Origin of the sequence: Psychrobacter glacincola (assembly GCF_904846075.1) — a bacterium.
In the GTDB taxonomy this organism is placed as follows: domain Bacteria; phylum Pseudomonadota; class Gammaproteobacteria; order Pseudomonadales; family Moraxellaceae; genus Psychrobacter; species Psychrobacter glacincola_C.
This window is the reverse complement of sequence record NZ_CAJGZH010000002.1, coordinates 117,613-139,335: the sequence shown is the minus strand read 5'-3', so window position 1 is coordinate 139,335 and position 21,723 is coordinate 117,613. Positions and strand designations below refer to the sequence as shown.

Below are 21,723 nucleotides of genomic sequence, written 5' to 3'. Positions count from 1 at the left end.
TAATAATAAAAATATAACCTTGGAATTTTTATGAAAATAACAGTAGTAGGTACAGGCTATGTCGGCTTATCCAATGCTATGTTACTTGCCCAGCACAATAAAGTAATCGCTGTCGATGTCATAGCAAAAAGAGTCGAGAGGTTGAATGCCAAGCAATCTCCTATTGTAGATCCAGATATTGAAGATTTTTTACTCAACAAACCCATCGATTTCACAGCCACTTTAGATGCCAAAGCCGCTTACAAAGACGCAGATTTTATTATTGTTGCTACCCCTACGGATTACGACTCAAAGACCAACTATTTTAATACCCAAAGTGTTGAAAGCGTCATTGAAGAGGTCCTGAGTGTTAATAAAAATGCGCTAATCGTTATAAAATCAACAGTGCCCGTCGGCTATACCAATGACATTAGAAAACGATTTTTGACAGATAATATCATTTTTTCGCCTGAATTTTTACGCGAAGGCAAAGCGCTATACGACAATCTTTACCCTTCGAGAATTATTGTCGGTGAGCAGTCGGAACGAGCTAGACAATTTGCAGATTTGCTTTTGGAAGGTGCGATAAAGAAAGATGTTCCTCAGCTATTTACTGAATCTACTGAAGCTGAGGCCATTAAATTATTTTCTAATACTTATTTAGCGATGCGTGTTGCCTATTTTAATGAGCTGGATACGTATGCCCAGACTTTTGGGTTAGATACCAAGCAAATTATTGAAGGCGTAGGATTAGACCCGCGTATCGGCAATCATTACAACAATCCATCGTTTGGCTATGGTGGCTATTGTTTGCCTAAAGACACCAAACAGCTATTGGCAAATTATGATGAAGTTCCGAGCAACCTTATCAGAGCCATCGTTGACTCTAATAGTACTCGTAAAGATTTTATTGCTGATAAAATCATTGAAAAGCAACCAAAAGTCGTTGGTATCCATCGGCTAGTGATGAAAAGTGGTTCGGACAATTTCAGAGCGTCTGCTATTCAAGGCATTATGAAGCGTATCAAAGCAAAAGGTATCGAAGTGGTTGTCTATGAACCCGTGTTAAAAGAAGAAGAGTTTTTTAACTCAAAAGTCATTAAGGATTTGGACGCATTCAAAGCCATGAGCGATATTATCGTGGCAAACCGCTTATCTGCAGACATACAAGACGTGTCGCATAAAGTGTTTACTAGAGATTTATTTGGGAGCGATTAATGAAAATTTTAGTGACTGGTGCTGCAGGTTTTATTGGCTTTCATTTAATTAGAGCATTACTAAGCGATAATCACTTTATCGTCGGTATTGACAATCTAAACGCTTACTATGAGGTTGCGTTAAAAAAAGACCGCCTCAAAATACTAAGCGAATATTCAAATAAAGATAGTTTTAGATTTATCACCTTAGATCTGGCTGACCGTGAAGCCATGGTCCATTTGTTTGCAGAACATAGCTTTGATATTGTGATCAATCTCGGCGCTCAAGCGGGCGTACGCTATTCTATTGAAAAGCCTCACGAATATATTGACTCCAATGTGGTTGGATTTTTGAACGTCCTTGAAGGCTGTCGACATACTCAGGTAAAACATTTGGTATACGCCAGCTCTAGCTCTGTATACGGTATGAATATCAAACAGCCTTTTAGCACTGGAGATCGTGTAGATTATCCCATCAGCTTATATGCTGCGACCAAAAAATCTAACGAATTAATGGCACATACTTATAGTCATTTATACAACATCCCCACGACAGGGTTGCGATTTTTTACGGTCTATGGCCCTTATGGTCGCCCTGATATGGCCTACTTTTCATTCACCAAAAAAATATTAGCAGGCGAGCAGATAGATGTCTATAACAATGGTGAGATGCAACGTGATTTCACCTACATTGATGATATTGTCGAAGGCATCACTCGTATTATTGATAAAATTCCAGAACCACAACAATCTTTTGCGACCACAGCGATAGCGCCTTACCAAATCTATAATATCGGTAATAACCAACCCGTAACGCTGCGACGCTTTATTACTGCGATTGAAAGTGCATGCGGTAAAAAAGCAAAAGAAAACTTGTTGCCCATGCAGCCAGGTGACGTCCCAGCGACTTATGCCGACATAGACGAGCTAACAGCCGACATTGGCTTTAGACCCGAAACCAGTATCGAAGATGGCATCTTGAAATTTGTAAATTGGTACAGAGCCTATTATTTAGAAGAACCAAAAGAATCACAGCAAGCATAAAACTCGATAAGTCGTAGAATAGATATAGCAAGGAAGAGTCAACCTATGAAGACATTGACATATTTGATTAATTTAGATGGAAGCGATACGCGTCTAGAGAGCGCAACTCAGCAGTTAGAGCAGATAGGCTGGCCGTTTGAGAGGATACCTGCCTATGATGGTCGCGGCAAAGAGCTGTCTGATTTTGTAGATTATGATGATTTTCAAGTCAGAAAAAATCTAGGACGTGGCTTATTAAGTTCCGAAATCGGCTGCTATCTAAGTCATTACAACTGCGCTGAACAATTTTTGCAGACGGATGCTGACTTTTTGGTGGTACTAGAAGATGATATGACCTTGTCTACCAGCTTCAAGACAATAGTCAATGAAACCCTAGCGTTTTTATATGCTCATCCAACGTTGGACTGGTACTTGATAAATCTTGCAGCAAAAAAGAAAAAGCTTGCTCGGGATATCGTTAGCTTTGATAAACATACATTATGGCACGCCTATTATTTCCCTATTCGTGGTCTTGGCCTCATTTGGTCACGTAAGGGTGCTGAAGCATTTATAGCAGCCGCCAAACCCATCTCTATGCCCGTTGATATATTTTTCCAACAATGGCTGAGTGACAATGGGAAAGGTTTGGGGGTTTGGCCTGCATTGGTACAGCCCTTGGGACTTGACAGCGATATCTTAGGAACCGAAGCTTCGCAAAACATAAAACGCAAAGACAAAGAAAATCGAGACTTGTCCTATAATATAAAAAAACAGAAAAGAATGTGGCAAAATAAAACCACAGCTGTTGCCAACTTATACCTAAACAAGTAGTTTATATTTTATGAAAAATATCGTAATAAGTTTAGAATCTGCGGTAGAGCGCAGAAAGCATATAAACGAAGAGTTTGGTAAATATAAAGTAGATTTTGAGTTCTTTGATGCGTTAACTCCAGATACAGCCAAAGATTTTGCCAACAATTTAGGTTTAAACCTTAAAGATGCTAAGTTAACTCCAGGTGAACTAGCTTGTATGATGAGTCATGTAGCTATCTGGAAAAAGACGATTGACGAAAACATCCCTTACGTTACTATCTTTGAAGATGATATCTATCTAGGTGAAGACGCTGAAGAATTACTGAACAGATCTACTTGGATTAAGTCTGAGTGGAATATTATTAAGATTGAAACTGTTCTTAAAAAATTATCTATGCTAAGAAATCTTATAACATACAGGGAGTAACAAGACAGTTGCACCAATTAAAAAGTAAACACTTAGGTACTGGTGGCTATATACTCTCTCTGAAAGGATCTCACACTTTTTTTAATTATATAAATAAAACAATTTTACGCCCCTTAGATGAACTAATTTTCGAAGAGTTTATACTAAATTATGATGAGCCGATATACCAAATGAAGCCCGCTTTGTGCATACAGGAGATAATTTTAGCTGGCCCAGAAGCAGACTTATTATTACCAAGCTTACTCATCAATGAACGTAAAGATAGAATGAAAGCTAATAAAACAACAGGGTTCAATAAAGTACGTAGGGAGTTAAAGAGAGTTGCTCAGCAAACGAAAAAAGCATTATTAGCTAAAGAGATAGCTTTTAAATAATTTCATACCTTTAAATAATGCATATAAATTTACAGCTTGAACTCATTTACTGTCTTACAGGGTAATATATGTCAATTATAAACAGCTCTATAGAAAATCTAAAAAAAGTTAAATATGGCTTTCGCGGTGGTTGGCAATCTATAAAAGATATTAACTCCCGATCGGGACTTAGTATTTTTGATTATACGGAGCTAATGAAACCCTTAGACTTCTATCCTTTTGTACCCCATAAAGAAAATAATTTATATGGAAATGGAAGTGTCATCCAAGCTAGTTTCCCACATTTAGATTTTAGTGAGACTACAATTGAACATGGCTTGTATATTGGTAGTCTTGTTCCCTCACGCCATCTTAAAAGTCGATTTAAGAATATCATTACTTTTTCAGAGTATAGAAAAAAATTTATTGGCGCTAAGACAGAGCAAAATATCATTGCTGTTGGTCCCTACATTAACTATACAAAGTCTCTCTATGACTCTGAAAAGCTACTGTCAGAGAAAGATAAATTGGGAAAAACTTTGGTTGTTTTCCCTTCCCATTCTATTGATAGTGTATATGCTAATCACAATATTACAGAGTTCATTAAGTACATTGAAATTTTTAAGGAAAAATATCGTTTTAACTCAATCTTAGTCTGCATGTACTGGAAAGATATTGAATTGAATAACCATAAGGAATATGAGCTATCAGGCTTTAGAATTGTAACTGCTGGGCATTCTTATGATGCTAACTTTCTTTCGAGATTAAAAACCATACTGCTAATTTCGGATGCTGTGTTAACTAATTCTGTAGGCACTCATGTTGGCTACTCTGTATCATTAAATAGGCCTATTCAAATCTGGAATGGTAGCAAACTAGAATACTTACCTATTCTAGGGCAGGAAGATGAAGCTAAAAAAGAGCTGAGTCAACGGCAAGGAGATGATTTAAATACACACTTAAATGATATTGAACATATCAAAACCATGTTTTTGAGTTTGATGAAAGCATCTCCACCCCACAGCTTGAATGTGTAGAGTACTATTGGGGCAGCTCACCTTCTTATTTATTAGAAGCTTTTAAGTGACTAAAAGGAATTGGACATATGTATTCTATTAAAGACTTAAATCTTTTAGGCAAAGGAACTCAAAAACTTGTCTTTGAACATATTGAAAGTCCTGATAAAGTAATTAAGATAATGAGACCCGAGAACGCCACCGCAGATGGTGCTAGAGTTGGTCAACACTACTTACGAGCACATAGATCACAGGGCATTTACAGACAGTTCCGTAGAGAATTAATCCAATATTTGCAACTATGCAAAACCAATTTTTATGAGAAAAACTACACCTTCCCCATTGAGACTGTACATGGCTTTGTAGGTACAGACTGGGGTTAGGCCTAGTAACAGAAAAAATTATCAGTCCATCAGGCTCTCCTAAGACTTTATCCTACTTATCTAGCCATGATGAGTTTACATCAAAACATGCCAAAGCCTTGGATCAATTTTTTGATGAATGTTGTCATCTTCATATCGTTTTTGGAGAAGTTAATATTGCTGGCATAATGTACACTGAAAATAGAAGAGGTAGGCCTGAGTTCGTTCTCATTGATGGTATTGGAGATAAGCTAATAATACCCTTTAGATCTATGAGTAAAACTATTAACACTAGAAATGTTAGAAAAGTCGAGCGTAAAATAAAGTCTAAAATCCCATTTTATAATGATCCATTTCTCTAATAGAAGAAAAGCTCTATTAAGTAAATCCAAATAATTAAGATAAAAGCTCATTCTTAATATATTTACATATTAGTTATCGAAAGCTTGTCAAACTAACAGGTGTTCTTCCTTATATCCTCTATAACCACCTTCCCAACAATCTTATCATAGAACTTAGGAGCAAGACCGAAACCAGGGCGTACACTGCGTATAGCATCTTCAGTAATGATATCACCCGCTTTTAAATCTTTTACAAAGTACAATGAGCGACGGAATTTCACGTTTGCTTGCTCACTACGTTTACGGCCATAGTTGACTGAACCAAATGCTTGCCAAGCTGTTTTACTATCACGACATAAAGCAACTAAATCCTCAGGCTCAAGTGAGAAACTATCGTCAGGACCACCGCCGTTACGATCTAAAGTAAAATGCTTTTCAATAATTGAAGCACCTAACGCCACACTAGTAATTGCCGTTGTGTTGTCAATGGTGTGATCGGACAAACCCGTTACTAACCCGAAACGCTCTCTCATGTCTAAGAGAGTACGCAGATATCTCCCGCGGGAGCAGGATAACCACTAACACAGTGTAAGATAGCCAATTCTTTACAGCCCCCGATCGTGCGGCATCAATTGCTTCTTGTATCTCTTTGTCATCGGCCATACCAGTCGATATAATCATTGGTTTACCAGTACTTGCCACATATCGAATTAAGGGTAAGTCAATAGCTTCAAAAGAGGCAATTTTATATGCTGGAGCATTCAAGTCTTCTAACAGATCTACAGCTGTATTATCAAAAGGCGAGCTAAACATAGTAATATCTAATTCACGAGCATATTCAAATAAAGGCTTATGCCATTCCCATGGCATATGAGCTTTCTCATAAAGGCTATATAGAGTCTCGCCGTCCCATAACCCACCATGAATTTTGAAATCTTCAGAATCACTGTCTAATGTGATGGTGTCAGCAGTATAAGTTTGTAATTTTATCGCATCAGCACCTGAGGTTTTGGCCTGATTGATAATTTCTAAAGCAGTATCAAAGCTGCCATTATGATTAGCAGAGAGCTCTGCAATGATATAAGGGGCAGCATCAGTTGCGATCCTACGTCCTGCAATATTTATACTAGGGATATTAGACATAATTTAATTCTCATTATTAATTAATTATTAGATAATACTCGTGGGCAAGTAAACCAAAGCAAATAACATCATAATATTTTTTACCATCGAAGTGATGTTGCTCTAGGATACCCTCTTCTTTAAAACCTAATCGTTTATGAAATTTCCTAGAAGCTTCATTAAAGTCTAAGGCTTGTCCACAGAGCTTATGAAGACGTAATATATTAAAAGCATAGTCTAAAGCTTGTGCACCAAGCTTCGACCCTGTTCCTTTGGGAGCATCTGGTGAAGTATAGAATCCCCAATCGGCAATACCACGTTGAGCGATTCGATGAATATTTACAAAACCTAGAGGTTCATTATCTAATTCAAAGATTAAAAGGCTATAGCTACTATCTTTAGAAACCTTATTAAACCAATTTGTGTGCTCAGTTAAGGAAATCTCATGCTGGGTATACATATATCTACGAATATCAATATGGTTTCTCCAACTAATCACCAATGCTAGGTCAGACGACTGCATAGGCCGTAGTTTCAACTGAGATTTATTCATTATGGAAGCTCTTAATCTGTTCTATAACCGTATATACACCCCTACCATCTAGCACATCTGCGCTAGACTGACTCATTGCTTTTAGTTTATCTGGCGTTTTTATAAACTCACATAGATATTCATTGATAACTTGAGCAAGGTTATGATCGTTTAACACAATTTTTACTGCATTTATAGAGCGTAAATTATTTGCAATATCCATTTGATTATCCGCGATAACTAACATAATAGTAGGTAAGCCTAAGCAGCATCTCTCCCAGGATGTTGATCCAGCAGCACCAATGGCTAAGTCGCTGTTAGCCATGAGCTCAGCCATATTAGAAACGCCAGTTTTAACTTCAGTATACCAAGGCAGTTGATTAGCTTTAGTTGTCACAGCATCTAACCATGGAGAGGTAGAGCCCATAACCACCGTAACTTTACATGATTTAGGTAAAGGTGCTTTTTCAATAATTCCAATATATGTGAGGTTATATTATCCTTATCTACACCACCTAAGTTGATTAAGACGTGTTGTAAACTATTATCTTTTCTACGCTCTAAACTATACTGACGCCATTTAGAAAACTCTGGGCGTAGTAGCGCATAGGTAGTTCCACATAAAATTTCGCAGTGATTAGGAGCTAAGTTATGATAGTCTTGCTCATCACGACCAAATGTTTGATCAATTAATACTTCGCAATCATGCTTTCTATCTGCCAAATCGTCAATCACTAGAATATTATTGTAATGAGGTCTAAGCTTTTTCTCCCAATAACTATCTAGGGCGTAGTGGTCAATAACCAGCCATTCCGGTTGTAATGTTTTAATGATCTCTTTGGTTTGCCTGGCATCTTCCTCTTGAGTAGATCCTAACCATTTAGAGTGGAATAGCACCGGCTCGTTATCGTTTTTTTTATTAAAGATATCCTGACTTTCTACCTCAAGCTTATAAGTGTCATAACCTTTTTGAGCGATAAGCTTTATCAGGTGACCCTCATGCTCACGACATATAAAATGGCACTTAGCACCCTGATGCGCTAACTCATCAGCAAGGGTTAAGCAACGCATAACGTGGCCAGTACCTATTTGAATAGAGGCGTCACAGCGGAAGACTATATTCATATTTAATTTAATCTTTTAAAACCACTGTGGCATACGGGGCCATTTAATAAACCCTCTACAGACCGTCCTTGTTCACACTCTTTTATCAAAGAAAATATAGGATCAAGAGCCTCCATATAACCTTCAACAATAGGTTTTGTATGTTCGGTACATACATACACAACATTACTAGCTAGATAGCCTTTCTTTAACATCTCTTGAGTAACTAAGGTTTTGTAATATAAGTTCTTTTCACTAGCAAACGAAAATCCTGTTAAGGCCGGAAGTCCAAATTGACTAATCTCTAGCTCATACTTATCAGCCAGTTTTTGCCAGCTGTTTTTAATATTAAGACCCGTTTGAGTGATGGTATCCCATGATTGAAGCTTCTCCATAACCTCTAACGTTTTTAGCCCAGCTACAGAGCCTATACGTTCAGTCCAGAATGTGCTACTTATAAATGACGACTGTGCTGCCTCCATAACTTCTCTTTTTCCAATCGTGGCAGTCACAGCATAGCCATTCCCTAAAGCCTTACCAAACATTGCCATATCAGGCTCAACACCATACTTCTTATGAATCCCACCAAAGGTCTCACGGAATCCTGATGTACACTCATCAAATATAAGCACTATATTCTTGTCAGTAGCAAGCTTACGAACCTTATGTAAAAAATTATTCTCAGGCCCCATATTACGTACCACTTCCATTTTTATAACGCCAATGTCATGTTTATTGACTAGTGCTTCTAGCTCTTCAAAATTATTGTAATTAAAGGGAAATACTGTACCTCTAAGATTTTGAGGTACACCTTTCGGACTCAGACCAGGTAATAAGTGACCTGCTAAGTTTTCTGAATCTCCAAGGTTTGCTGATAAATACCAGTCATGCCAACCGTGATAACCACAGACAGCTACCTTTTCTTTACCTGACGCTGCTCTCGCAATACGTATTGCAATCGCATTCGCCTCTCCGCCTGTACGAGCAAAACGCACCATATCCGCCCAAGGATGTAGCTCAATTAGCTTCTCAGCTAGGTAAACCTCCTCAGGAGCATTCAATGTTGACATGTTACCTTGATCAATTACAGAGCGAACTGCATCATCTACTTCTTCGTTGCCATAACCTAGTGTATTAGTTCCTATGCCCATAATACACATATCAGTAAATTGGTTACCATCTAAATCCCAAACTTGGCAACCTTTCGCTTTACTAAAGTATGCAGGCCAATGCTCTGGTAAAAACATTTCTGCACGCTTAGAAAGCAGCATGTTCCCGCCAGGAATGACTGACTTAGCCCTTTTCCAAAGTTTTTGACCTGTGCCCATATTAGCTCCTTCATTACGTTTAATATTTCTATTATTATCAAATAACATAGGTTTCTGTTTTTGCAACTCATAAACCTCATACCAACTGAAGTATATATTAGGTGAAAAATGGTCAAAAATGTTAGAAATCACCTCAAAATCGACAGGCTCATCAACGGTCCATCGCAAGTCCGACAGATCCTCAGTATAGCTAATCGAATGAGTCTTAAATTTACCGCTATTTCTGATATATGGCGTAACATGCTCTTGATCGAATAAAGATGTAGTCTCTGTTAGTGCACGCTCTAATACTCTCATAGTGAACACTTCAATATCTAGACCATCTGGATAGGTCGCTGGACTAGTATTGCTTAGATAGTCAACTCCATGATCTTTAAAATCATTAATGGCAATATCTACTAGATTAGCATCGACAAGTGGACAGTCTCCCGTTATCCGTATAACTATATCAGCATTATGAGCTTTAGCAGCTTGATAATAGCGTTCTAAAACATCGTTCTCACTACCTCTTTCACAGACATAACCTAAACTTTCTACATGTCTTACTAATAAATCGTTTTTCGCATCAACTGATGTAGCTACAATTATCTGATCAATCTGTTCGGATTTAGCCAAGCGTTTTAACAAAACCTCTATCATAGGGGTTCCATTAATTTCTTTCATTACTTTATTGGGAAGTCTTGTTGACCCCATCCTGGCCTGAACGATAGCGACAGTTTTCATAGTTGACTCCATAAATGGGGGCTTAATAATTTTTCATCATGACAAAAGAGACTTGAAGGTAGCATAGGTAAGTTACCTTCAGCTGCCGTTATAATTTCTTGCAACTGATTGGCACTATCTACGCCTACCACAACCTTTTCAATCTGAGGCATAGATAAAGCATGACGTATACATGCTTCTAAAGGGGTTAGATTATTTTCCTTTAACCATTCTTCCCACTTTGTCCAAAGCCGTGACCACTGATTAAATTTACTAGATCGTTCTTTTTTTCCATCAATAGTAAGCCCTGAAGAAAAATAGACCTTACATGCAAGCTTGTATCTTGAGCTGTTAATGCATCGAAAGCACCTGAGTCTTGCAATCTTGTATCTAAAACATTAAATGGAACTTGAATTAAGTCAAAGTGAAAATTTCTACTAAGGTTTATAAATTCATTAGGAGAGTAAGTTGAAATTCCTATACGCTCTGTTAAACCTCCACTCTTTAAGGAATTCAGAGCAGCATATATTTTCGCCCCAATTTCTGAGTGGAGTTGCTCAGGGCGATGAAGAAGTACAGCATTTACTTTAGATGTTTTTAACCTATTCAAAGAGCTTGTCATTTGCTCTTCAACCCAGCCTGTGATATCTAAGATATCTTCTGGAATAGAAGGCAATTTAGTAACGATATCAAAACTGCCAAGGTTATGCTCACCCAGCACTTTTTCGCTACTACCGTATGCAATTGCAGTATCTAATGTATGGACACCTTTTGCTTGCGCTGAATCTAAAATCTTACCTACTTCTGAACTACTTACTTGCCCATTTTTATTAGATATTCCATAAGGCAGACCGAACTGTACTGTCCCTAAAGCAATCTTTAAGCGAGTATTTTTTTAAGCATATAAGAAGCCCATATCTCTTATTATTAAATGTAATCTTACTTAAGACGAGCTTACGTCTCTTAGTTTTTTAAAAGCAGCTTCTTAAGATTCGCCACTACTTCTTGCTGCTGTTCATATGATAATGTTGGAAACATAGGCAAGCTAATAGCTTCTTTATAATACTGCTCAGCTTCAGGAAACTGTCCTGCTTCAAAACCTAACTCTTGATAATAAGGTTGTAGATGTATGGGAATATAGTGAAGGTTCACTAAGATACCCGCTTCACGCATACCATTAAATACTTCAAGCTGAGTTTTAGATATTTTATCTAACTGCAATCGAATCACATATAAATGCAGACCTGAGTAGCTATCATCACTCTGCCAAGGCAGTGTAATAGGCAAATCTTTAAGTAACTCATTATAACGCTCAGCAAGCTCATGGCGTTTAGCAACATATTCATCTAGACGTTGCATTTGAGAAACACCTAGGGCAGCTTGCATATCCGTCATACGGTAATTGTAACCAAGCTCCATTTGCTGATAATACCAAGGACCATCAGCCGGCTTAGTCATCAAATTTTCATCACGAGTAATACCATGACTTCGTAGAAGATTTAACCGCTCTGCTAATTTAGGATCATTAGTAACCGCCATGCCACCTTCAGCAGTAGTAATAATTTTTACAGGATGGAAGCTAAATACGGTAATGTCACTGTATTGACAATTGCCAATAGGTTCATCCTTATACTTACCACCAATACCGTGAGAGGCATCTTCAATAACTTTAAACCCATACATTTGTGATAAAGCATAAATAGCGGCCATATCACAAGGCTGACCACTAAAGTGTACAGGAACGACGACTTTAGGGAGTTTACCTTCTTTCTCTGCAATAATAAGCTTGTCTTGCAATGCTTTAACACATAGATTGTAGGTATGAGGATCGATATCAATGAAGTCCACTTGGGCACCACAGTACAAACCACAATTGGCAGAGGCCACAAACGTATTGGGCGTTGTCCACAACCAATCATCTTTACCTAAACCTAATGCTAGGCAAGCAATGTGTAGTGCAGATGTGGCGCTATTAACTGCCACGCCATACTTTGCATTACAAGCATCCACTACTGATTCTTCAAATGCTGAGACTTTTGGTCCCTGAGTTAAAAAATCAGATTTTAATACCTCGACTACTACATCAATATCTTGTTGGCTAATATCTTGGCGACCATAAGGAATCATTTAGATGCTCCCGATTTTTTCACGGTTGGTTTCTATCCATTCTTGAAGTTGTTCATCGCTCATCCACTCAGTATTATTGTCACTGGCATAAACGAATCCTTCAGGAACACGTTTACCATCTTTGATACGAGCAGGGTCAGTCGCCCATCCATTAATAGTTGGCAATATTTTGAAGTGCTCTAAATACTCGTAAGTATAATAAGCGTCTTCTGCACTAATCATTTGCTCATGCAGCTTCTCACCTGGACGAATACCTATAACGTCTTGCTTTGCTTCTGGTGCGACGACGCGAGCTAAGTCAATCATTTTCATTGATGGAATCTTCTTAACATAGATTTCACCTCCAATCATATCTTCGAAAGCATGCCAAACCAGCTCAACACCATCTTCTAATGAAATCATAAAACGAGTCATACGTTTATCAGTAATTGGCAGTACACCTTTATCTTTTATAGACATAAAGAAAGGAATTACTGAACCACGTGAGCCCATTACATTACCATAACGCACCACTGAGAACTTAGTACCATGCTGACCAGAGTATGAGTTGCCTGCGACGAAAAGCTTGTCAGAAGCTAACTTAGTTGCACCATATAAGTTAATAGGGCTACTGGCCTTATCAGTAGATAGCGCAACAACCCCTTTAACACCCTTATCGATACAAGCATCGATTAAATTCATTGCCCCGTTAATATTCGTTTTCACGCATTCAAATGGATTGTATTCAGCCGTAGGAACAATTTTGGTTGCAGCAGCATGAACTACATAATCCACATCATCTAAAGCGCGGTATAAACGTTCTTTATCACGAACATCACCGATGAAAAAACGAACCCTATCATCATTTTCAAAATTTTTGGCCATATCCCACTGTTTCATCTCATCACGTGAGAAAATTATTATTTTCTTTGGATTATATTTAGCTAAAGTCATTGGTACGAATGTATTTCCAAATGAGCCTGTACCACCTGTAATTAAAATGGTTTTATCTGTGAACATAGTTTTCCTCAAAAAAATAGATATTGAAAGTTAAAAGCCAAGACACTATAAATATAGTCAGCCCAATATAAAATATATATCCAATATCACAAAATAGTTTATTTAATTCATAGCCTACCACTCTTGGGATAGAAAATTAGCCTACGCCCACTTCTGCTCGATGGGATTAAGACTAGGATGACAGCCAAAGAATGCGGTGACCATGCATATTGAATAGTTTTTCAATACGTTCCTGCTTATGTTACCTATCACGATCCCACATGGTGTTTTTAAGCTTGAAATAAGTATGTATTTGTAATAATTACATACCAATTCGCAATTTTATATATGTATTTAATAGCAAGCAGCATCGTTTATACACAACCCAATGACGTTGGATATTACGCCAAACCGGTGCTCATAAAGCGACCTTTCATTAAATGTTGGACGCGATCCAACAGTTTGAAGCACAAAAGACTAGATAAAAGAAGCCAAGTGCACTTAGTGTTCAAAAGCAAATACTACTGGCCTTTACTTATTGGTGTGAATACCAGACGCTTTATCACATCAATATAGACTACGGAATTCATGAGTCTTTTCCTAGCTAGATTAGCCGCAGAGTAAAAAACATAATTGTTAACTCTAGTAATTTTAAATTACCCAAAAACCTTCCTAATATAGAGTCGATGATGATGTCAATTGGACACTAATCGTTGTCGATGTAGCAGAAATCCTTACAGAGCTCAAACAAAAACTAAAGAGATTAGTATAGTTGTCAGAAAAAATAGTATACCTTAACAACTCGATTGATCACCTATTGGAAAATAGGCTATATATCAGATGTTCAAATCATTAAAGATTCCGCCCAAAAATTTAGGCTGTATAAGGCAATTTACCCTGACTGACTTCTTAATGATATTAAACTATTAGCTGATAGCGACTATCAGAGCATCTCAAATAAGCCAATCCATACCTAGCTAAACCCTGTATTATGGTTGAATATAAAGTAGGCTTAGTCAAAAATTTTAAAATCGTCAACCATAAATATCGCAATCGTCGTTAGCGCTATGACCTCAAAATAAATCTCTTCACTCGTATTGTTAAATCCGATCTTAGCTTATGACTCTTATAACAGGTCTATTGTTCATAAAAAAGCTAAGACCTCAAGTAATCTTAGCTTTTTTTATCTCATACAATATAATTTTAAATATTAATCAATAAAACTTAACCAATCCATATACTGCTCATTGCGACCATGCACCACATCAAAGTACAAGGTTTGTAGCTTTTCAGTCAAAGGTCCACGTCCACCATTGCCGATAGTACGATCATCATATTCACGGATAGGCGTCACTTCAGCCGCCGTACCCGTCATGAATATCTCATCCGCCAAGTAAAACTCATCACGAGTGATACGACGTTCAACGACTTTGATGCCTAGATCATCGGCAAATTGAATGATAGTACGACGCGTGATTCCGTCAAGTGCACCGCCCGCTAAATCTGGCGTATGTAGCACACCGTCTTTGACTAAGAATAAGTTTTCGCCTGCACCTTGGCAGACATAACCCTGCGGATCCATCAAGATAGCTTCGTCATAGCCATTACGAGTGACTTCTTGGTTGGCCATAATGGACACTGGATAGTTGCTCGAGGCTTTTGCCTTACACATGGTCACATTGGTCATATGATGAGTAAATGAAGAGGTTTTTACACGGATACCATTTTTGATACCCTCTTCACCCAGATAAGCGCCCCAATGCCAAGCAGCAACCATTGCATTGATGCTGTTATCACGTGAAGACAAGCCTAGTTTTTCTGCACCGACCCAAATGAGCGGACGAATATAGGCTTCTGCCAAGTTGTTTTGCTTGACCACATCTTTGTGCGCCTGCTCCAGAGTTGCTGCATCAAACGGTACATTCATTTGAAATATTTTTGCAGAGCCTAACAGACGCTCTGTGTGTTCTTTCAGACGAAAAATAGCCGTGCGATTATCAGCGGTTTGGTAAGCACGCACACCTTCAAACACAGCCATGCCATAATGCAAGCTATGCGTCAGCACATGGACTTTGGCATCTGGCTGCTCAATCATTGTGCCATTCATCCAAAGCTTGCCATCTTGTGTTGCCATATTCATTTTATAATCCTTATGTTAGCACTAACGGCTATTTTTTTAGGTATAGTCGACGCACGTATAAATGCTTCGACTAGAGGTTTTGTTTAATCGTATTTATCAACATCATATGATAACACCGCAGCGTCAAATTTTATTGCTAAAATATAGTGTTATCCTTACTTAGAAATAACCAACAACTGACAGATTTATCGTAATGTGTCGCCGATTATATCACTGGCGGTGCTAGCAAATGAAATCTTTTAGTTTGAGTATCACAGGCTATTATTTATAAGCAAAAACCTTCTTAAAAATTAGGCGAATCGCCATCGGCCAAATTAACACCCATCAAATGTTGCCATTGCGCTTGTACTAATGCTCGTGTTTCTTTCCACAGTGACTCATCCACCAATAGCGATTGCTCTGATAGTGCCAATTGATGAGTAGCAGCACGAATTCTGAGGTAGGCATCCGTTAAATCTTGGCAGACTTGCTCCTCCCAAATACCCAGTGATGCCACTTCTTCAAAAATACGAACGTTGTCGCTCCATTTGGTCAGGCTCGGATGCTCATGCGAATAAGCCAATACTGCAAATTGCGCTAAGAATTCAATGTCAATGATCCCGCCTGCATCTTGTTTAAGATGAAACTTACCTGCTTGTTGTTGCCATTGACTGGTGCCCAGATGTTTTTGCATCTTAATACGCATACTGGTGACTTCTGTACGCACCTGCTCTATCGTGCGCGGTAATGATAATACGTCTCGGCGAATATCACAAAAGCGTGCCGTCACTCGTTTATCACCGCAAATCGCTCGCGCCCGTACCAAGGCTTGATGCTCCCACGACCATGCCTTTTCTAGCTGATAGGTTTCAAAAGCATGACAAGACACCACCATCATGCCAGCATTACCTGAGGGGCGCAGACGCATATCAATCTCATAAGCGCGGCCATCTCGAGTTTGGGTATTGAGATAGTTCATCAGCTTTTGTACCAAACGGGCAGCAAACTTCATACCGCTGACTGATTTTTCACCCGTGGTCATGCCCTGCTCTTTTATCTTATGTAAAAACACCAAATCCAAATCTGAAGAATAAGACAGCTCTAGCCCGCCAAGCTTGCCATAACCAATGATGGCAAAACCGCAATCTGCCTCGGTCACCGGATCGCCATCTTGACCAATAGGATAGCCGTAGCGTTTGACAATTTCTGCAAAAGCCCGTTCTAATGCGGCTTCTAGTACCACCGCTGCGATATATGTAAGAGAATCCGACACCTTCATAATCGGACGCTCAGCCAATACATCACTGGCGGCGACCGCCAACACTTGGTTCTTCTTAAATAATCTTAATACGCTGAGCAGCTCTTCTTCGTCATTAGGCTCTACGCGCAATAGCTGTTGACGCAAAATATCACGCAACTCTGGCTTGTCCGGCAAGTGGCGATAGCGCTGCTGTAAAAAAGTATCTAAGAGCACAGGATAATGTGCCAACTCTTTGGCAATCCAAGGACTGGCCGACAGCATGGGTATCAGTTCAATCGTTGCATTGGGGTTTTCTGCAATCATCACCAAATAGATAGAACGACGACAAATCGCTTCGAGCAATGTAATGAGACGCGGCAAAGCGGTATTGGCCAATTGCTGCTGCTCTTGATGAGCGAGTAACGCATGGATAATTACAGGATAAGCGTCATCCAACCGCTCGCGAGCCTCATCGCTTAAGTTAGCGACCATCTTTGACTGCCAAAAATCTTGTAACAGCACTCGGTTTTCTGCCGTTAACACATCATTCAATCGTGCAATCTGTTCATCAAGATGTTCGGGCTCAAGATCTGTGTCTTCATGATCCGGTACCTGACGTTCGGTCACCATACGCTCAAAGGGAACATTGACATTGTCTCGGTGGTGGTTAAGGGTATCTAACAGTGCATTCCAATCGTCAAACCCAAGGGTAACCGCCAAGTTATACTGCCACTGCGGATCATGTGGCAAACGCTGAGTCTGTTGATCATTAATCGCTTGAATGGCGTGTTCAAGCCGACGTAAAAAACGATACGCGGCTTGGAGCTCTTGATAAGTAGTCCTCTCTAGATACTCAAGCTTATGTAATACCTGCATTGCTTGTAAACAAGATTTCACCTGTAATTGAGGATGCCTGCCACCATAAATCAACTGAAAGGCCTGCACAATAAATTCAATGTCTCTGATACCACCAGCACCCAGCTTGATGTTATCCAAATCTTCCCGCTGAGCGACTTGGTTTTGAATAAGCGATTTCATCTCCCTGAGCGCTGAAAAAGCACTGTAATCCACGTAATAACGGAAAACAAAGGGCTTGATGAGCGCTTGTATCTCATCATAAAACGGCTGTTCTAGCTGCCCGACTACTCGCGCTTTTAGCCATGCAAAACGCTCCCATGCACGTCCATGTTGAGAGAAGTACTTCTGTAATGCAGATAGATGAATGGCCAAATCACTACCATCACCCCAAGGGCGCAGACGCATATCGACCCGAAAAACAAAGCCATCAGCCGTCTTTTGATCCAATAATTTAATAATACCTTGACCAAGCCTTGTCATAAACCGCTTATTATCTATGCTGCGCGTGCCTTTTGATTTATCACCGCTGGTTACACCACGAGCCTGATGGACAAAGATAAGGTCTATATCACTCGATAGATTCAGCTCATGAGCGCCAAGCTTACCCATCGCCATAATCGCCATGTCATCAATTTGCACGTTACCTTTGGCATTGACAAACGTTGGTTCGCCGTACTGTTTAATCAAATGCTGGTAGGTATAATCTTTGGCAAATGAGATACAGCCGTCTGCAAACTCAGACAGCTCGTCGGTCAATTGCTCAAGTGCTATCAGTTGTAAGGCATCTTGCCAAATCCAGCGCATCATCAGCAGTGTACGTAGATGACGCAGGCCACTCATTACCTTCACTTCATCAGCAAGTTGGTAATTATCATCTAACGTATAATCTTGAATCAAATCATCGATTTGCTGCCGAGTTAAGGTTCGATCTAACGGGTAGCTACGTAAAAACGTTTGGCATGAAACCGTTCGACTCTCCCAAATCTGATAAGCGAACTCGCTTGCCGTCTGCAATATTTGCAGCTGTTCGGTTGTATACTGACAATCTGTACCATGGGTCGCACGTGAAGGCATAGCGGATGACATAGGGAACATAACTCCTTGCATAGAGTGATAAGACTACGTGAACTTAGCGCATAAGTTTATCGTTTTTTCTTACGAAGTAGTCACAGCATCAACTAACGATACGCAATATGTCGGTATTTAATATAAAACTACGTTTAATGACAGTGACCCTATTTGCTTTTGAGCGCTTTATGGTAGCATAAACAACTTTAGCGCAGATGATTGAAAAGAGCTCTTATGACAACCATGACCCCATTGCTTCTGATTACTGCTGATCCTAGCCACCCACTTGCCCATTTAGCGCTACGTTATGCACGCGCTTATCTCAAAAATGCCGCCAATAGTAAAGATACCAATGACAATGCCACCTTAGATAATATCACCTTAAACGTATTTTTTTATGGCGATGCGGCTAATACTGCCAATGATCTACGCTGGCAGTCGGCGGATCAAATTAATTTGACCAAAGAGTGGCAAACGCTCGCTGAGCAGTTCCAGTTAGCGCTGCCTGTCTGTGTCAGTACTGCACTCAGTCGCGGCATTAGCGACACGGATAACAGCAAACGCCATCAACTTAATGGTGACAACCTTGCCACTGGCTTTTCACTGATCGGACTGAGTGAGCTGGCGATGATGATGCAAGGCGACTGTCGTTTGATGCAGTTTTGATGACTTGCCGTGCAGACAGATTACATCTTATGATAATAACTGTCAGCGACCAATTAGATTAGGAATTAACCATGAAATTATTAGTTCAGCTGCTCACGCCGACTGAAATGGCGAGTTATGAAGGCTGTGCGCTTGCATTAACGCTAGCGACCTTTGGTCATGAAGTACAGCTGTATTTGGATGCGCCTGTTTTTGGCTTGTTGATGCAGCCTGCGTCGCGTTTGCATGGCATGATTCAGTCGCTTGAGCTATATGACATGCCAGCCGCTTGGCTACCTGACGATGTTTTTAGCGGGTGGGTAACAGGTATGCTACCTATTGATTTGGCTTCACAATTGACATTGATACCTGAAGTGGTGAACGCTTCAGACTTTGAGCAAATACTACGCTTTTAGCCTCGCAATTTTATTTGTAATACTTTAAATACTAGGCCATGTCCTCATTTTAAAAATAGAGATGAGAATGAGGACACGCCTTATCCTAAATCTAGCAAAAAATCGGACACTGTTATGGCAACTTTATATCAAATACACAGCACAATGGATATGCTCAGGCGCAGTGTCGATGAGATGTCACGGACATGGCGCACCGGTGACAGTATTCTCTTGCTTGGTAGCACCGTGGCTTTTATCAGTTGGCTTGATGCGTATTTGAGTGACAATGAAATACAAGGCATCGCAAATATTTATGCCTTAGCCGATGATGTGGCGCAGCTGAGTACCAATACCAGTGCTAAGCTCAATCTAGAAGCCAAGTTGAGTGGGCTGTTAACCGATGAAGAATGGGTCAATCTAACTCAGAATACCAATGCTAGTAATACCAGTGCTAATAATACCGATGCTAATAATGCGGGGTTTGACAAGTAGTGACCATCGCCCTATGAATAACGATAATGCGATTAATCATGATATAACCAATCATGATATAACAGCGGCAATCAACGTTGAATTGGATCAAGACGGTCATTTATGTGACCATAATATCTGGACCCCTGATGTCGCTCAGCAATTGGCCGACACTCTAGAGGTGCATCTAGAAACTGAGCATTTACAAATTTTACAACAGGTACGGGCATTTTTTACTCAGTTTAATCACGCACCAGCCACGCGCCCACTGATTAAATGGTTACAGAAAACCTTGCCAGAGCATGATATCAGCAATCAGAAACTACAGCAGTTATTCAACACTGGCTTGGTTGCCCGCCATGTCAATCGCCTTGCCGGTCTGCCCAAACCACCCAACTGCTTATAAGATATATGGCATATATGATTGATAAGGTGTTATGAATGGCGATGAATACCTAAATGTTGGATCATCGCCTGCAATCAGTAAAAAATGCATGGCTATTTTGGATCGTACACTGTCAACGTCTCATACCCGATACTACGACCTTCATCACCAGTGAAGCCTTGCTGACGCCAGACCTCATACAGACATATCGCCACACTATTCGATAAGTTTAAACTGCGTGAATCAGCCAGCATAGGCAAGCGCAACCAGTGATCAGCGCCGATATCTTCACGTATATCATCTGCCAGACCTGCTGTTTCAGAGCCAAATACTAAGGCGACATTAGGTATCTGCTCAGGCATCAGGGCACAATCAGATTCGGCAGCCATCTGTTGCCCACCAAAGTCATAGTCATAAAAAGGCTTGCTCAGTTTGGTGGTCAATGCTGTGACAATATGACAATCCGCTGCCTGTAGCGCCAGTTTTGCTGTCGCCCAATCATCATGTACTTGTAGGTGCGCGTATTCATGATAATCCAAACCTGCACGCCGCAGCTTTTTATCATCAAGCTCAAACCCTAATGGCCTGACCAAATGTAGCTGCGCGCCCGTATTGGCACATAAGCGGATAATATTGCCCGTGTTACTAGGCATTTTTGGCGCTACCAACACAATATGGGTGGTCATATCGACTCCTTAAGTCGTCAAATCTGCGTATTATCGTCGATCCGAGATAACGTGGACAGACTCTACTAAAATGATGGTTATTTGAATTTCTGAGCAAAAGGTAATTAAAAGTTACAGTTTACTGCCAATAATTACATTTTGATACTTTGCACAGTTTTTAACTTTCACTATGATGTCTCTAACGGATATCGAGATAGTATTTATCTATTATTATCTTATCCAATAACCCCTCAGTGAGGCTCAAGCCTAATGCTTAGCATCACTGTTATTATTTATAACGACCCATTTTTGAGGATTCTATTATGAAAAAATTAATCATCGCATCTTTAACTGCTATGTTTGTTCTAACTGGTTGCAACACTTTTAAAGGTTTGGGCCAAGACGTATCAAGCGCTGGCGAAGCTGTTACTGGCGGCGCACAAGACGTACAAAATAAAATCTAAGTATTGATTT

Annotated in this window: 22 protein-coding genes and 2 pseudogenes; 12 read left to right on the top strand and 12 right to left on the bottom strand. The window is 39.7% G+C overall.

What is annotated here, in order from left to right:
• Positions 1–30 precede the first annotated feature (30 nt).
• The 7 genes and pseudogenes from JMW85_RS06775 (at position 31) to JMW85_RS14540 (ending at position 5,531) form a co-directional block, all read left to right on the top strand.
• Entirely contained in the window at positions 31–1,197 is a 1,167-nt protein-coding gene (locus JMW85_RS06775; RefSeq protein WP_201581273.1) for a nucleotide sugar dehydrogenase, read from the top strand.
• On the top strand, positions 1,197–2,219 hold the full coding sequence (locus JMW85_RS06770; protein WP_201501355.1) for an NAD-dependent epimerase: 1,023 nt from the start codon (positions 1,197–1,199) through the stop codon (positions 2,217–2,219). Before JMW85_RS06775 ends, JMW85_RS06770 begins: the two co-directional genes overlap by 1 nt.
• 45 nt (positions 2,220–2,264) lie before the next feature.
• Complete coding sequence (locus JMW85_RS06765) at positions 2,265–3,029, top strand: glycosyltransferase family 25 protein (protein WP_201581272.1); 765 nt, start codon at positions 2,265–2,267, stop codon at positions 3,027–3,029.
• Between the two features lie 10 nt (positions 3,030–3,039).
• Positions 3,040–3,438, top strand: coding sequence for a glycosyltransferase family 25 protein (locus JMW85_RS14225; RefSeq protein ID WP_227681697.1), 399 nt, complete (start codon positions 3,040–3,042; stop codon positions 3,436–3,438).
• An 8-nt stretch (positions 3,439–3,446) separates the two neighbouring features.
• Positions 3,447–3,812, top strand: a complete 366-nt coding sequence (locus JMW85_RS14220) for a hypothetical protein (RefSeq protein ID WP_227681695.1) — start codon at positions 3,447–3,449, stop codon at positions 3,810–3,812.
• Between the two features lie 68 nt (positions 3,813–3,880).
• Positions 3,881–4,828, top strand: a complete 948-nt coding sequence (locus JMW85_RS06755; RefSeq protein WP_201581271.1) for a hypothetical protein — start codon at positions 3,881–3,883, stop codon at positions 4,826–4,828.
• Positions 4,829–4,896: 68 nt separating this feature from the next.
• Positions 4,897–5,531 (top strand): annotated as a pseudogene (locus JMW85_RS14540) (YrbL family protein).
• A 92-nt stretch (positions 5,532–5,623) separates the two neighbouring features.
• On the opposite strand, the pseudogene pseI reads toward JMW85_RS14540, so the two are convergent.
• From pseI to glnE, 11 genes and pseudogenes are all read right to left on the bottom strand, one after another.
• Positions 5,624–6,653: pseudogene (pseI, locus tag JMW85_RS06745) on the bottom strand (pseudaminic acid synthase).
• Between the two features lie 16 nt (positions 6,654–6,669).
• Positions 6,670–7,185: a UDP-4-amino-4,6-dideoxy-N-acetyl-beta-L-altrosamine N-acetyltransferase gene (gene pseH, locus JMW85_RS06740; protein ID WP_227681694.1), complete on the bottom strand. Its 516-nt coding sequence runs from the start codon at positions 7,183–7,185 to the stop codon at positions 6,670–6,672.
• The gene (locus tag JMW85_RS14215) at positions 7,178–7,591 is read right to left on the bottom strand and encodes a glycosyltransferase (protein WP_265090731.1); all 414 of its coding nucleotides are present in this window, start codon (positions 7,589–7,591) and stop codon (positions 7,178–7,180) included. Before JMW85_RS14215 ends, pseH begins: the two co-directional genes overlap by 8 nt.
• On the bottom strand, positions 7,567–8,289 hold the full coding sequence (gene pseG, locus JMW85_RS06735) for a UDP-2,4-diacetamido-2,4,6-trideoxy-beta-L-altropyranose hydrolase (RefSeq protein ID WP_227681692.1): 723 nt from the start codon (positions 8,287–8,289) through the stop codon (positions 7,567–7,569). Before pseG ends, JMW85_RS14215 begins: the two co-directional genes overlap by 25 nt.
• A gap of 2 nt (positions 8,290–8,291) precedes the next feature.
• On the bottom strand, positions 8,292–10,319 hold the full coding sequence (locus JMW85_RS06730; protein WP_201581270.1) for an aminotransferase class III-fold pyridoxal phosphate-dependent enzyme: 2,028 nt from the start codon (positions 10,317–10,319) through the stop codon (positions 8,292–8,294).
• The gene (locus JMW85_RS14535) at positions 10,316–10,597 is read right to left on the bottom strand and encodes an aldo/keto reductase (protein WP_201581774.1); all 282 of its coding nucleotides are present in this window, start codon (positions 10,595–10,597) and stop codon (positions 10,316–10,318) included. The genes JMW85_RS06730 and JMW85_RS14535 overlap by 4 nt, the downstream gene beginning before the upstream one ends.
• The gene (locus tag JMW85_RS14400) at positions 10,522–11,175 is read right to left on the bottom strand and encodes an aldo/keto reductase (RefSeq protein ID WP_201581773.1); all 654 of its coding nucleotides are present in this window, start codon (positions 11,173–11,175) and stop codon (positions 10,522–10,524) included. Before JMW85_RS14400 ends, JMW85_RS14535 begins: the two co-directional genes overlap by 76 nt.
• Before the next feature lie 86 nt (positions 11,176–11,261).
• Positions 11,262–12,425, bottom strand: a complete 1,164-nt coding sequence (gene pseC / locus JMW85_RS06715; protein ID WP_201581269.1) for a UDP-4-amino-4,6-dideoxy-N-acetyl-beta-L-altrosamine transaminase — start codon at positions 12,423–12,425, stop codon at positions 11,262–11,264.
• Positions 12,426–13,424, bottom strand: coding sequence for a UDP-N-acetylglucosamine 4,6-dehydratase (inverting) (gene pseB, locus JMW85_RS06710; RefSeq protein WP_201581268.1), 999 nt, complete (start codon positions 13,422–13,424; stop codon positions 12,426–12,428).
• A gap of 1,189 nt (positions 13,425–14,613) precedes the next feature.
• On the bottom strand, positions 14,614–15,543 hold the full coding sequence (locus JMW85_RS06705) for a branched-chain amino acid transaminase (RefSeq protein WP_201501366.1): 930 nt from the start codon (positions 15,541–15,543) through the stop codon (positions 14,614–14,616).
• Positions 15,544–15,826: 283 nt separating this feature from the next.
• Positions 15,827–18,706 (bottom strand): bifunctional [glutamate--ammonia ligase]-adenylyl-L-tyrosine phosphorylase/[glutamate--ammonia-ligase] adenylyltransferase, encoded by a 2,880-nt coding sequence (gene glnE, locus JMW85_RS06700; RefSeq protein WP_087815249.1) that lies wholly within the window; start codon positions 18,704–18,706, stop codon positions 15,827–15,829.
• 216 nt (positions 18,707–18,922) lie between these two features.
• Between glnE and tusD the strand changes: the two genes are divergently transcribed.
• The 4 genes from tusD to JMW85_RS06680 all read left to right on the top strand — a co-directional run bounded on the left by tusD (position 18,923) and on the right by JMW85_RS06680 (position 20,605).
• Positions 18,923–19,354 carry a sulfurtransferase complex subunit TusD gene (tusD, locus tag JMW85_RS06695; protein WP_201501367.1) on the top strand — a complete coding sequence of 144 codons (432 nt, stop codon included), beginning with the start codon at positions 18,923–18,925 and terminating at the stop codon, positions 19,352–19,354.
• Between the two features lie 71 nt (positions 19,355–19,425).
• Positions 19,426–19,749: a hypothetical protein gene (locus JMW85_RS06690; protein ID WP_201553732.1), complete on the top strand. Its 324-nt coding sequence runs from the start codon at positions 19,426–19,428 to the stop codon at positions 19,747–19,749.
• A gap of 114 nt (positions 19,750–19,863) precedes the next feature.
• A complete protein-coding gene (locus JMW85_RS06685) occupies positions 19,864–20,220 on the top strand; it encodes a hypothetical protein (protein ID WP_201581267.1) in 357 nt (118 codons plus the stop codon).
• Positions 20,221–20,233: 13 nt separating this feature from the next.
• Positions 20,234–20,605: a TusE/DsrC/DsvC family sulfur relay protein gene (locus JMW85_RS06680; protein ID WP_374220448.1), complete on the top strand. Its 372-nt coding sequence runs from the start codon at positions 20,234–20,236 to the stop codon at positions 20,603–20,605.
• Positions 20,606–20,697: 92 nt separating this feature from the next.
• Here the strand turns inward: JMW85_RS06680 and JMW85_RS06675 are convergent, their stop codons facing one another.
• Complete coding sequence (locus JMW85_RS06675) at positions 20,698–21,270, bottom strand: tRNA (cytidine(34)-2'-O)-methyltransferase (protein WP_201501369.1); 573 nt, start codon at positions 21,268–21,270, stop codon at positions 20,698–20,700.
• A 302-nt stretch (positions 21,271–21,572) separates the two neighbouring features.
• On the opposite strand from JMW85_RS06675, the gene JMW85_RS06670 reads away from it, so the two are divergent.
• Positions 21,573–21,713 carry an entericidin A/B family lipoprotein gene (locus JMW85_RS06670; protein WP_045447789.1) on the top strand — a complete coding sequence of 47 codons (141 nt, stop codon included), beginning with the start codon at positions 21,573–21,575 and terminating at the stop codon, positions 21,711–21,713.
• The last annotated feature ends 10 nt before the right edge of the window (positions 21,714–21,723 follow it).